Annotated in this window: 15 protein-coding genes; 1 reads left to right on the top strand and 14 read right to left on the bottom strand. The window is 43.5% G+C overall.

From position 1 onward, the window contains the following. Window positions 1-4: 4 nt before the first annotated feature. From BJR36_RS13620 to BJR36_RS13685, 14 genes are all read right to left on the bottom strand, one after another. A complete protein-coding gene (locus tag BJR36_RS13620; protein ID WP_091235308.1) occupies window positions 5-931 on the bottom strand; it encodes a radical SAM protein in 927 nt (308 codons plus the stop codon). Between the two features lie 160 nt (window positions 932-1,091). Next, window positions 1,092-1,262, bottom strand: a complete 171-nt coding sequence (locus tag BJR36_RS20915; protein WP_091235310.1) for a 4Fe-4S binding protein — start codon at window positions 1,260-1,262, stop codon at window positions 1,092-1,094. Window positions 1,263-1,283: 21 nt separating this feature from the next. Next, window positions 1,284-1,640 carry a NifB/NifX family molybdenum-iron cluster-binding protein gene (locus tag BJR36_RS13630; protein ID WP_091235312.1) on the bottom strand — a complete coding sequence of 119 codons (357 nt, stop codon included), beginning with the start codon at window positions 1,638-1,640 and terminating at the stop codon, window positions 1,284-1,286. A 141-nt stretch (window positions 1,641-1,781) separates the two neighbouring features. Beyond that, window positions 1,782-2,657, bottom strand: a complete 876-nt coding sequence (locus BJR36_RS13635) for an ATP-binding protein (protein WP_091235314.1) — start codon at window positions 2,655-2,657, stop codon at window positions 1,782-1,784. Then, window positions 2,635-3,495 carry a nucleotide-binding protein gene (locus BJR36_RS13640; protein WP_091235316.1) on the bottom strand — a complete coding sequence of 287 codons (861 nt, stop codon included), beginning with the start codon at window positions 3,493-3,495 and terminating at the stop codon, window positions 2,635-2,637. Before BJR36_RS13640 ends, BJR36_RS13635 begins: the two co-directional genes overlap by 23 nt. 1 nt (window position 3,496) lies before the next feature. Further along, window positions 3,497-3,865, bottom strand: coding sequence for a NifB/NifX family molybdenum-iron cluster-binding protein (locus tag BJR36_RS13645; RefSeq protein ID WP_091235318.1), 369 nt, complete (start codon window positions 3,863-3,865; stop codon window positions 3,497-3,499). A 129-nt stretch (window positions 3,866-3,994) separates the two neighbouring features. Continuing rightward, window positions 3,995-4,573, bottom strand: a complete 579-nt coding sequence (zupT, locus tag BJR36_RS13650) for a zinc transporter ZupT (RefSeq protein WP_091235320.1) — start codon at window positions 4,571-4,573, stop codon at window positions 3,995-3,997. Window positions 4,574-4,681: 108 nt separating this feature from the next. Next, entirely contained in the window at window positions 4,682-6,352 is a 1,671-nt protein-coding gene (locus tag BJR36_RS13655) for a recombinase family protein (RefSeq protein ID WP_091235322.1), read from the bottom strand. Between the two features lie 76 nt (window positions 6,353-6,428). Then, complete coding sequence (locus BJR36_RS13660; RefSeq protein WP_021655359.1) at window positions 6,429-6,590, bottom strand: transposon-encoded TnpW family protein; 162 nt, start codon at window positions 6,588-6,590, stop codon at window positions 6,429-6,431. A 275-nt stretch (window positions 6,591-6,865) separates the two neighbouring features. Beyond that, complete coding sequence (locus BJR36_RS13665) at window positions 6,866-7,816, bottom strand: phage major capsid protein (RefSeq protein ID WP_091235324.1); 951 nt, start codon at window positions 7,814-7,816, stop codon at window positions 6,866-6,868. Window positions 7,817-7,828: 12 nt separating this feature from the next. Then, window positions 7,829-8,140 (bottom strand): hypothetical protein, encoded by a 312-nt coding sequence (locus BJR36_RS13670; RefSeq protein WP_091235326.1) that lies wholly within the window; start codon window positions 8,138-8,140, stop codon window positions 7,829-7,831. A 100-nt stretch (window positions 8,141-8,240) separates the two neighbouring features. After that, window positions 8,241-8,456, bottom strand: coding sequence for a hypothetical protein (locus BJR36_RS13675; protein WP_091235328.1), 216 nt, complete (start codon window positions 8,454-8,456; stop codon window positions 8,241-8,243). Window positions 8,457-8,788: 332 nt separating this feature from the next. After that, on the bottom strand, window positions 8,789-11,083 hold the full coding sequence (locus tag BJR36_RS13680; protein WP_207648875.1) for a phage/plasmid primase, P4 family: 2,295 nt from the start codon (window positions 11,081-11,083) through the stop codon (window positions 8,789-8,791). Between the two features lie 36 nt (window positions 11,084-11,119). Continuing rightward, complete coding sequence (locus tag BJR36_RS13685; RefSeq protein WP_091235351.1) at window positions 11,120-11,296, bottom strand: excisionase family DNA-binding protein; 177 nt, start codon at window positions 11,294-11,296, stop codon at window positions 11,120-11,122. Between the two features lie 306 nt (window positions 11,297-11,602). On the opposite strand from BJR36_RS13685, the gene BJR36_RS13690 reads away from it, so the two are divergent. Beyond that, window positions 11,603-12,553, top strand: a complete 951-nt coding sequence (locus BJR36_RS13690; protein WP_091235330.1) for a hypothetical protein — start codon at window positions 11,603-11,605, stop codon at window positions 12,551-12,553. The last annotated feature ends 231 nt before the right edge of the window (window positions 12,554-12,784 follow it).

Raw genomic sequence — 12,784 nt, forward strand, 5'->3', positions numbered from 1 at the left:
CGGTTCATTTCAACCGATAGGTATCATATCCTTTATAATGAATGACATTCACCCCATTGTCCTGTCTTAATTTTTTTAAAAGCTCTTCCGGATTTGCGGAACCTCGAGCCTTTAAAAATCCCTCCAATTCGAACTGATTCATCGGGTGCCTTTTTATGATGCTCAGAACCGCGGGATAATCCTCATCTATGTCGCTGTGAAATCCTGCAGATTCAAGGAGATCAATCGGAATTCCTCCAAGAAGTTCAGCCGCATGCTCCATCGTTTCATGTCCTGCTGCCTCCACTCCGGCTTCAGCTGGAGGACGTACCGGCGTATTCAGATAAAGTTTATCATACCTGATTTCTTTCAGCATTTCAGAATACTTTCTCAGACTCTCTCCATCATCATTGATACCCTTCACCAGCATTATCTCAATCCAGAGCTGCCCTTCGTATGTTTTCGAAAACTCTTCAAGCCCTCTTTTTACATCTGCAAACTTCAGACTCTTATGTGGCCTGTTGATTCTTCTGAAAGAGTCTTCATCATATGCATCCATAGTCGGAAGAACGATATCTGCTTTTCCTATTTCATGCTGAAGCTGCAAGTCATATAAAAGCGCCCCGTTGGTTATGACCGCTACCGGCTTCTCAGTTCTCTTTTTGATTTCTCCGATCAGTTCTCCCAGGCCGGCATACAGGGTGGGCTCCCCCTCCCCGACTATCGTGACTGCGTCGAAGAAAACTCCCTTTTTCATGACTGCTTCAAATTCTTCGATAATTTTATCTACCGAAAAGAAATAGGACCTTGTATTTGTCATATGATCGGTCCTGCCCAGCTGACAGTAGATGCAGGAATAATTACAGGTCTTTTTCGGAATCGGGCTTATTCCAAGGGATATCCCCAATCTTCTGGAGGGCACCGGACCGTAGACATACTTTAGCTCCTTCATAACAAATCCTCCTCAATTGTTTCAGTTAATATAACAAAGGGGCATTCTTTTATTTGATAATTCATTCCGTGATGCATAAAAAGGGGCAGTCACTCCGCCCCTTTTTATGCATCACTCAAACGCTTGCATATTCCTCTACCAGTCTTAGGTTACGCAAGTCTTATTCCATTGAAATCGCACTTACCGGACACTCGCCCTCACAAGCTCCACATCCGATGCATGCTTCTCCAATGACAGCCTTGTCCTCTTTGAGTTCAATTGCACTTACCGGACACACGTCAACGCATGCTCCGCAGCCTACACATTTTTCCTCATCAACTACTGCTCTCATACTGTTTTTCCTCCTTTTGCTTTATTCACCACATTCGTCGTGATGCTGATGTTCATGGCACACGGAACCTGTCGATTCTAGCATTCCCATCAGATACTGCTCTGCCGCAGTTCTCGCATGGCCTGTTGCACCTGTTATTACCTCGATAGACTTTTCATTGAAAATATCAATGGCTCCACCGCCCATTCCACCTGAAATAACGACGTTTACACCTATATCATTCAGGAAATTCGGAAGGAATCCAGGCCTGTGTCCAGGGTTAGGGATTGATTCGCTTTTTACAATCTGTTTTTCCTCTGCATCGTAAATATTGAAGTTGATGCAATGTCCAAAGTGTCCTGTCACCATTTCGTTTTCGCTCGCTACTGCAATTCTCATTTTTATTTCCTCCATCATTTTATTATTCCTGTTCAATCTTTAATTTCTGCATTGTTATACATATTCAATTTCTTATTTACAATTTCTTTCTCCACATATGACTGTACAGTCCTGTGTTATTTATCATGATATAACAGGACTTCATGCCTGCGTATCACTGAACAGCAGTTTCATGGTTTCCTCATATATTTTCCGTACTGCACGTCCCGATTCACAATCCCGGTCGACAATATTCTGTCCCTCATTGATTGCTTTTACTGCTTCCGTATCATAAGGAATCCTTCCAACTGAAGCCAGATTCATCCTTCGGCAGAATTCCTCTATCTTTTCATTATTTGCGATGTTCGTATCGTACTTGTTGACGCATACTGCAATCTTTGTCTGGAACCGCTCAGCCGTTTTTATGATTCTTTCCATATCGCTGATTCCGGATATGGATGGCTCCGTTACGATGAGCACCATGTCTACTCCGCTGAGGGATGCAATAACCGGACAGCCGATTCCCGGCGACCCGTCAATAATGGAAAATTCCGTGCCTTCTTTTGCTGCCTGAATCATCTGCTTCTTTACTTCCGTGACCAGCATTCCAGACGTTCCGCTTCCCATCTTCAGCTGGGCGGTTGAAAAGATCCTGTCCTCTTCATATAGTTTCATCTCTCCCGCAATGGCGGGCTTTAATGTAACTGCTCCAACTGGACAGACAAACTCACACACTCCGCAGCCTTCGCATGCAAAAGCATCTACCTTATAGCCGTCTTCCCTGTATATGGCATCAAACCTGCAGTTCTGCATACATAAGCCACATTCTATACAAAGATCTTTATCAATCTCTGCTTTCGGAAGACCATAATAGTTGGTTTTTTTAGGTTCTGAATCCATGTGCATGACCAGATGAAGATTCGGAGCATCAACGTCACAATCCGCATAGGCCTTTGCTTCTGAAAGTTTGATGAAAGCACCCGCAACCGTAGTTTTTCCTGTCCCGCCTTTTCCGCTAAGGATTAACAACTGTTTCATGCTGCACCTCCTCCTTCAGATTCTGAAGCAGTTCCATAAACATCTGCCTGTATTTTGCACTCTCCCTGACAGAAATCAAGGCATTGGAATTCAGGATTCCTAGTTCTTTATCGAAGGGTATCCTTCCCAAAATCTTCATTCCCTTTTCAAGACATAACGTTTCCGAAGGATTCTCACCTTCCATACATTTGTTCAATACCACCCCGTATGGCTTATCAAATAGTTCCACCAACTCATGAACCATATTCAGGTTATGCGCTCCGAACAAGGTCGGTTCTGCAACAAGTATGCAGTAATCTGCTTCTTTTATGCTTTCCATGACGATGCAGGCGCTCCCCGGCGGACAATCTATGAAAGTCAGTTCACTTTCCTCCCTGTCACCCGCTTCCAGAAGCCTCTTTATGATTGGAATCCCAGAAGCCTCACCCGTATTCAGGATTCCGGTTATCACCGTCACCTTCTCCGAACGTCCCCTTTGTACCTCTCCGATAAGCTTATCCCTCTCATAGATTGCCTTTTCAGGGCAGACCAGCATGCATCCTCCACAGGAATGGCAGACCTCGTCAAATACGATCAGCCTATTGCCGACATAAGCCAGCGCATTAAACTTGCAGAATTCAACGCACTTGCGGCAGCCGTTACAGCGATCCTCATAGACAGCCGGAAGCCTGATTGAAATCTTCTCCGTTTCTACACCTTCCGGTTTGAAGAAGAGATAGCCGTTCGGTTCTTCCACATCGCAGTCTATGTAAAGCGCTTTATCTGCTGCTGCAGCAAGATTAACAGATACCAGGGTCTTTCCGGTACCGCCCTTTCCGCTCAGTACAGCTATTTTCATCTCAGTTTCCTCCATGTCCGTGAAATCCCGAATGGATTTCATCAAGTACAGACAATTTACCTTCCACAAAAGCATTAATATTATCACTGACTGAATCATTCATTGTTTTATATATCTTCATTCCTGCAGCTGTTAAAACCTGTGCCGCATTTTCTCCGCATCTTGGAGTCAGGAGAGCCTTCGCTCCACTGTCGACAAGCGCCTGTGCTGCTGCTATGCCTGCGCCTCCCTGGCTTGTTGCTGCAACATTCTCCAGAAACTGGCTTTCTTTTGTTTCCGTATCATATATCATGAAATATGGCGTCCTTCCAAAAGAAATGCATATACTTGTATCCATTGACTTTTCATTTACCGGAATTGCTATTTTCATCTCGTATCCTCCTATAGTTTATTGGCATATGCTATTTACACTATTATTATATCTCTTTTTTGGCATATGTCAATAATTTCTCGTAACTATTCAGGACTATGTCCTTTATAGTCGCAAATATCCCAGGCATCATATAAGCACAATAAGACTGACGGCCATTATGATCATTCCGGCTATAAGCCCATATATAGACAGATGATGTTCCCCATATTCCCTTGCCGTCGGCAATAGTTCATCCAGCGAGATGAATACCATAATACCGGCAACGGCAGCAAACAACAGGCCGAACACCTTATCATCCAAAATCCGGTAAAACATGGAATAAGCAATCATTGCCCCCAGGGGCTCCGCCAAACCGGAGGCCACTGACCATGCCATCGCCTTTTTCCGGCTTCCGGTTGCACAATAGACCGGAATGGCAACCGCAATCCCCTCCGGAATATTATGAATGGCAATCGCAAGTGCAATCGCAATCCCCAGCTTTGGCTGCTGCATCGCTGACACGAAGGTCGCCATTCCTTCGGGAAAATTATGAATTGCAATCACAATCGCCGTGAACAGCCCTACCCTGAGCAGCTTCAGATTACTTTCTCTGTCACAGTAGTTCTTTATCTCTTCCATGTTATGGGATTCATGTGGGTTCTTATAAGGCGGCACCAGCTTATCAATAATCGCAATCAAAAGCATACCGCCGAAGAACGAAAGCATATGCTTGCCGTTACCATAACCTTTGAGAGGAAAAGCCGCTCCTTAGAGGGTACTTCTTAGGGATTTTTAATCCCGGAAAAATATCGGCATAGTTTGGTAGTGTTACGGCTATGCCGATTTTTCTTGCTTTGTGGTGGATGTAAAACCGGGGGGGTCAAATTCGCCAATACAGTTATAAACAATTTTGATACGCTGTACTCGTCTGCCATCAGTGCGCTCTGCCTTGTAAACATAGATTTTTTCAACGAACTCCCGGATAATTTCCGCTGTGAGTTCCTTTATGTCTGTGTACTTTCTTACCAAGGCGAGGAAGTGGTCTACTCCCAGTGAGCTTTCCTTTTCTGATGTCATGGCAGATTTCAGTTCTGCCACTCGACTTTCAAGGGTATGCTGCTCGGCTTCGTAATTGGTGGTCATCTTGGCGAATCGCTCATCGGAAATCTTACCTTCGATATTGTCCTCATAAAGCCTTTGGATTATTTCATCCAGCTTGCTGATACGAGCCTGTGACTGCTCTAACTCCCGTTTGCCTTCGCGCATACTTTTGTCAAGCTCTATCCTTGTTTTCTTAGTGACCATCTCCACAAATTCATCCTCATGGTCTCTGGCAAAAGCGGTTACCCGTCGGATACCGTCAAGGAGCAATTCCTCAACGACCACATTGCGTATCTGGTGAGAACTGCACCCACCTTTTATCTTGCGGTAGGTAGCACACACGAAATGCTCCTTATCATGCTCCCAACCTCGATGGCGTACTTGGTATAGCTTAGCTCCACAATCAGCACAGAAGAGCATACCGGAAAGGATTGGCATTTCGCCCATTGGTGTGAGCCTGCGTCTGCCATCGCGGATTTTCTGAACTACCTCGAACACAGGCTTCTCAATAATCGCTTCGTGGGTATTCTCGAAAATCATCCATTCTGATGGGTCATTCTTTAATTGCTTCTTGTTTTTATAGGACTTGCGATAAGTTTTAAAGTTGACCGTATGCCCTAAATACTCTTGCCTTGAAAGCATATGAACGATTGTACTGCCTCGCCAGATATAATCATCGTTATGACCTCTGTTGTCAGGGATATTGACTCCGCTTGCCTTAGCATGAGCCGTTGGATTCATTATCCTGCGTTTGCTAAACTCTTTAGCTATCTGAGTAGGACCATAACCTTGCATACATAGGTGAAACGCCTCTTTTACCACTTTAGCAGCTTCTTCATCAACTATCCAGTGTGTCTTATCTTCCGGGTCTTTAGTGTAGCCATAAGGTGGATTGGTGCAGAGCGGCTTGCCGGACTGACCTTTTGACTTAAAGACGGAGCGGATTTTCTTGCTCGTATCCTTGGCATACCATTCGTTGATGATATTTAGGAACGGTGTAAAATCGCTGTCTTGCTGATTGGCAGTATCCACATTGTTGTTTATTGCTATGAAACGGATATCAGAGCTGGGAAACAAAACCTCGGTGTAATAGCCAACTTTTAGGTAGTCTCTCCCAAGGCGGCTCATGTCCTTTACAATAACGGTGCTGATGTTGCCTTCTTCCACTTGGGATAAAAGACGCTGCCAATCGGGGCGGTCAAAGTTCGTGCCGCTATAGCCATCGTCTACAAAGAATTCTGTGTTAGAAAAGCCGTTATCATCTGCGTACTTCTGTAAAATAGTCTTCTGGTTTTTAATGCTGTTTGAATCTCCCTGCAACTCATCATCTCGTGAGAGACGGCAGTACAGAGCGGTTATTTTATCGTTGTTCTTCACAGCAGTATTAGACTGTCTGTTATTCATATTTACCTCCTTTCCGACAGTCTTCAAGCGGTACTCTATATTCCCGTACTACTGTGAAGAAGTCAAGTTATTTAGGTTAAGAAGCCTTTTTTGTTTCAAGGCTTACGGTGTCATTAAGTATCATGCGTTTCAGCTTGTCATAAGCGGTTTCTTTGGCAGTGCTACTGACTGCCGATTCTATAATATAGAGCGTATCACCGATTACTTTTTCGGTAACGCTAATGGTTTTTTCTCCCATAGAAGTTCCTCCTCTCGATATGGCGTAACGAATTGTTACTCCCTTTATATTGTTTATTGACCGGTAGGGGGTGGTCTGATCTCTACACCTTTTTGATTGGACAACGGGCGTGGGGTAACGCGCAAAAAAACGCGAATTCAAACGGGGTATTAAAGGCACAATAAAGATAAACTACATATAAAAGTGATAAATCCAGTGCGAATCTCACCATAAAAAAGCACATTTTCAGAGTAAAAGGCACAGCAGAATATCCACTGTGCCTATCCCCGTATGTCTTATCCGATGGCCTCGGTATTTATCTGAATTACCTTCACTGCCTCATGACGGATAAGTTTACCGTCAAGGAACTCAAAGGCAAGATATCCAATCTGGTCATGTAGAGCAAACTTCTCTGAGAGCGCCTTGACACTGACAGGACTTCTGCCAATAACCCAGTAGTAGCTGAAGTCACCAAAGGCGATAGGCTTGCTGTCTGATTCAGTATTTGGCATATATTCGGAGATGATGACTCTTTTTCCGAGAATGGTATCATCGCTATTGCGCCAGAGGTAATTCCCTGCGCTGTCTTTAAGAGTGCGCAAAGCAAGTGCAGTTTCATCGTTCATCAGCCATACTGCATTTCTGCGGTATTCCGGCTTTACGGAGAAGTACAGGCTGATAACATCATCGTAGGTAATTTCAGCAGTGGCAATGCCCACATCTGCTCCATTGGTTGCGTCCAGAATCCCTGTGGGCATTTGAATACCAGTGCCGTTTATAAAGGCATTGTCCTCGGCTCTGCCAAAGTTCTTAGCAAAGCGGTTAATAAGGTAGTTTTCAATATCAAAACCAGCATCACGAACGAAAGCCTCGTCCATTTTTACGAAAGCAGCCAGTTTCCAGCTATCCACAGTGCTGATGGTGAAATCATCTATACCCTCGTAAATTGGGATGACATCACTTTCCGGCACCCACTGGGCAAGGTCATTGCTGTTCTTGGCGAATATACGGTAGCCAAAGTCGTATGCCTTGATAAGCGTACCAATATTGCGGAACAGGCTTTCTTTCTGAAGAGCAGCCATGTACTTATTGTTGGCGGTGTTCGGCATGGCATAAGTGCCAGTTTCAATGTTGCGGCCTTTTGAGAGTTCGGCATAACTGCTATCGTTGCCGCGCATGGCGTTCCAGAAATGCTTGTCATATTCCGGAGAGCCGGTATAGGGTAATCTTTCAGTATAAGCAATCATATTTTTTCCTCCTTATTTCTTGTCACAAACAGGGCATCTGTATAGGCCTAGTTCGTTATAATTGAGTGAACTGCCAATTTGCTTTAGCATACTGCTTTTACAATTTGGGCAATGAATATCATAGGCAAAAGCCATTTCAATATTGTGAGCCTTTTTTGCATGGAGACGATAATACTTGTGCAGTTTTCCATGTTCATCTTCAACGATGCAATCTGACAGGAATAAATCAAATGTGTTCTTTGCATATTCATCAGAGTAGTATGAGTGTTGCGGGTGAAGGAGCGTTCCTTCCTTATTCATTTTTGTAAGTGGATAGTTTGCCATTTTAAATTCCTCCTAAATTATTGTTGTGGGATGTACCAAAAACTTTAGCTCATTTTTGAGCTTAAGCCATATCAACTGTCCGGGTATAAGGTTCCTGCGTTCATACTGCTTTGCCAGAAAGATAGGTATATCCAGCAGTACGGCAGTATTCGGACAGATCATCGTAACCATTGATGTGGACAGTTGACTGCCCGTCAGTGAGGGTATAGCGGATTTCTTTTGTTACTGTCACAGGGGTTCCGGAACGGTTGCAAAGATAGAGTTTACCTTTGATACTGTTGTGGTTTCTGCCATAAAGTAAGTCAATTAGCTTCATGTTCCTCCCTTCATATTGATTTTTTAGTAGCAGTAGTAGCAGAACTGGTAGCAGAGTCTTTTGGTACTGCTACTGCAGAAAAGTGAGGTATATCAAGAGTTTCCAGCCAGTTGGTAGCAGAAGTAGCAGTACCGGACGTGTTTATACTCACACTCCGTATAATATTTGAATTCTTTTATTTCTCTGTACCAACTTTTTTGAAATTTTGCTAAGAAGTTATAAGACTGCTACAACTGCTACCAATTGCCCTCAAAGGCTTGCACTGTGGGCATTTAACGTGGTAGCAGTTGTGATTTTTACTGCTACCAGCACTGCTACTACTGCTACCATTTTTATAAGAATTCAGTATCGTCATAGCCATATTCCCTCGAAAACTGCTCTTTTGCCTCAAGCGTGAGCGAATAATCCTTATAGTAGGTGTTGCCATTCTGCCGGGTGGTGATTGTAGAATAATCCGATCCGAGGTGTAAAGCGAGGGTCTCCCGGAACTCCTTTGCTGTTTTTGCAAAGCCATTATTGTTTTCCCGGCACCAACCTTGATAAACCTTGTAGATGCGGCCTGTGGTGCAGTGCTTGTTGATTTTTCCATTGGGCCATTCATACATACACTCTTCATAGAAAGAGATCACTGTGTTGTTCTCTGACATATATTTTTCTCTTGCAAGACTTACGCTGTCTGGCTCCGAGAAACGGTAGCCATTAGCAATAACTCTTTGAAGTGCATTAACAGCTTTATAGACGATGCCATCACGCTCGGCATACATTTTGTCAAGGAGCGTTTTATCCTGCTTGTTCTTGGGAATGACATTAGGACAGCGAACTACCATAATGCGATCATAAACCCATTTGCCATCATCACCGCCAAACTTGGGAAGTCTGTTCATGCAAAACCAGAGCAGACCGTTATAATTAAACTCAAAGGCTTGCTGCCCTTTGAACTCGGCATAAAGGCTATCGCCGCCGGTTATTTTCTTAAAGGTTTTCAGTTCATCCACTGAGAGAAAGCTCATATCGGAGCTACCAGCAAGGCGTGTGCCGTAAACTGCGCCGGTGCCGAATCTGGCTTCTATTTCTTTAAGGTCAATACCGATAAAATTTCCTTTGCCAAGCAATCGCTCTACGAGGCTCTTTAGCTGAGATTTGCCAGTATCACCATCTCCAACAAGGAACAGTGCTTTCTTCATTCGCCATCCTTTGATGTTGGAGATACATACACCGATAAATTCAAGGAGTAGTTGCTCTATGGCTTTATCGCCATTTGTGAGCGTGTGCATATATCTGTCAAATACTGGTGTTGGTGTCTCTTTGCCTGTCCAGCTACATGGAATTTGTATGGTAGAGAGAATATCTGGGCTGTGTAGAGCGAGAGTGGCATTATTTGCAGTAATACGGAGCAAGCCATTGCTGAAGTTGATTAAATCCTCATCGGCATTCAACTCCTCTTGGCTAACATAGTTAAGGTCGGTAGTGATATGCTGCAAGGTTTCACTGACTTTTCCCATCTTAACAAGTTCCTCATCATAATCTGCAATGTACTGCTTGATAATGCCCATCAGCATATTGTCGGCATAAAGCCGATAACAGCCGTTTTCATAGACATATTTTATAAGGCCCTGTTTGCCGTTATCCCTTACAAGCACATAGCGGAGGTGTTCTCGCACATACTTTGCAAGGAGCGGTACGCTGACATAAGGCTCTCCGGTCTGTTCATTAAATTTAATAAAATAAGGATGCTCCATCTTGGATTTATGAAAAGCACCATGACAGGCATCAATACCGGTAGCAATGGTAGCTTCTCTGTAATCCTCACGCTCCCATTTTTCACGATAGAGAGCAGAACTGCGAAAGATATCATCAATAGCTGCAGAATCAGGCCCAGTGCGAAATGCAATCAATGCACATAGTGCTGCATCCGCTTCTGACTGTGAGCCATACCCGGAGATATCACCCTCATCATATAGCTTTTTGAACTTTTCTCCGTTTTTCTGTTTACGGAGATTACAGACAATGTCGAAGTTGGCGCGGTCACCGTCACGCTTGGCACTGTACTTGGTTTTTTCCTTACGTCGCATATTTTTATCAAGCGTCGTAAGAACTGCTGCGGTACACTCACGCAGGGGCTTATCCTCGATGATGTTACCGGTATAGGCGGCGAAGCGATTTGTGATGCCTCCGATATACAGTTCCAAATCGTTATTAGGGTTCTTCATATAGAACTGCCGGTCGAGCTTTAATTTTCCTTTTTTGTCAATGTAGGTAGGGATTTGTGTAAAATCACACTTGCCATATTGATGTATGCCTGTGCCACTGACCGAGTATTCCGCATAGGAATCATGCCTTGCTAAAATCGTCTGCACAAGCTGATCTGTAAGCACTTTGTGGTCGATGTCTATGAAGTAATAGCCTGTTGGTATTTTGAAACCAACACCAACGGCAACGGAATTATGCTCCTTTGCTTTTACTGCCTCATTGTAGGTGACCCATGTATTGCTCCATGTATCATCAGTTCCAGTTGCGCCTCCTTTAGCCGCAAAAGGTTTCTTTGTCGGTTTACCGTTTTGATCTATTGCCCAGCGCCACAACATCCATATCTTCATATCCATCAGTTCCTGCATTGCGCTCGCCATCTCGTCCACCTCCTCTCCGTAAAATTTGCATTTTCATTATCTGTGTGCCGAGTTTTTTAGTAGCCATTCCTTATAGGCATCAACCGGAATCAATATCCTTGTACCAATTCGTATGGTTGGGAAACCCGGCGATTTTACAAGTGCGTAGGCTTTCGGTAGGCTAATGCCCATCTGTGCCGACAGTTCCTGCACACTCATGGTTGTTTTCTCCATTTGCTCTTTCCTCCTTATCTTGATATTTGTTTTGGTTTCTACATCCACCATTTGCTACCATTCCTAAGGCATCCACCTGTTCGTGGTCTCCTCGTGTCCGATTGTAGTAGAGGCGCTCTGGTTTACACCATCGTGGCGGCGGCACTACAAAAGTATCTCTTGCGAGTGGACTATTCACTTGTCAAAGAACATAAATCAAAGAGTTTTATAATTTGCTCTTGTATTTAATGCCATTGTATAATAAAATGTAAGCTAAGTTAAATATTCAACGCTTACACAAACGATTACAATCAAAGGGTGAATGATATGAAAAGACTACCGGTAGAAAATCTTGGTTTTGTTGAAATAGGCGGCGTAGGTGAAATGATATACAGGGCTGTGCGATTTCCTGAGTATATCCCGGACTATGACCAGGATAGCGAAATAATTAAACCTATATTCACAGGGGGTCATGCTCCCCAAAGCGGTACTGATACTTCTCTGACAGGCCAAGAACTGTTGGTTAGCCTATGTAATCTTTACGGGAAATTAAATAACCCAGACAGCACTGAGTCTATTTCAGATGCCGTCTGGGATTGGTGTAGAAACAATATTCATCCTTATGTTATTGATAATCTTTATGAAATACTTGAAAGTGAGAACTTTGCACATATTATTTACATGGATTTGATTAAGGACGAAGCCACATTCTACGTTAAACAATTCATAAAGGACTTATGCAATCTGGGCACTATGTTTGAACTGTACTTTGCCCTAAGAAGATTGAAAAATTACGGCGAAGTTGACTACGCAAGAAATCTATACTACGAGGGACGCATTTGTGACAGTCTCGCTTTTCTGGAACGATATAGGCAATACGAGGATGATGAGGAATACAAGGCAAATATTTTAGAAAATTATAATAATCATGTTTCCCAAGTGATTGATATGTTCCCGGACTTCCGGATGAGACTAAAATTAGACAAGAAAACTGGTAAAGTGATGTACGGAGCCGACATTCAATCGGTATTTGATATTTGTTGGTACACCTTTTCTAGAATGGTAGCTGACGTTGCACCGCCGGTAGATGAAGATCTAAAATATTTTGAATCACAAGGCTCCATACTCTCCTGCCTTGCCTGCGGTAAATATTTTGTGAGACATTCGAGCCGTCAACTATACTGTGACAGTTGGGATTGCCAAGCCGAGCGAAACAGGAAGAACAGACGAGCCAGCTATGCTCGAAAGAAGGCGGTTGAAGTAGAAAATAAAGAATAAAAAATAGACCTCGCTACCATGCCCAGTGTGGGTATAGTAACGAGGTTTATTTTTTACTTAAGGCGACTTTAGAAACATTCTCTCATTGCTGTCAACAGTGTTTACGATGTAGACAGCATACTTGATAACTCCATCGGTAAGTGATTCAAAACTCGGCGTCGTATTCAGGAGTGCCATTTTATGCTATGCTGATGGCATCACTTTTTGAAGCTCCTTTTATGCTTTTGCTGA

Source organism: Anaerobium acetethylicum (assembly GCF_900096945.1).
GTDB classification, from domain to species: domain Bacteria; phylum Bacillota; class Clostridia; order Lachnospirales; family Lachnospiraceae; genus Anaerobium; species Anaerobium acetethylicum.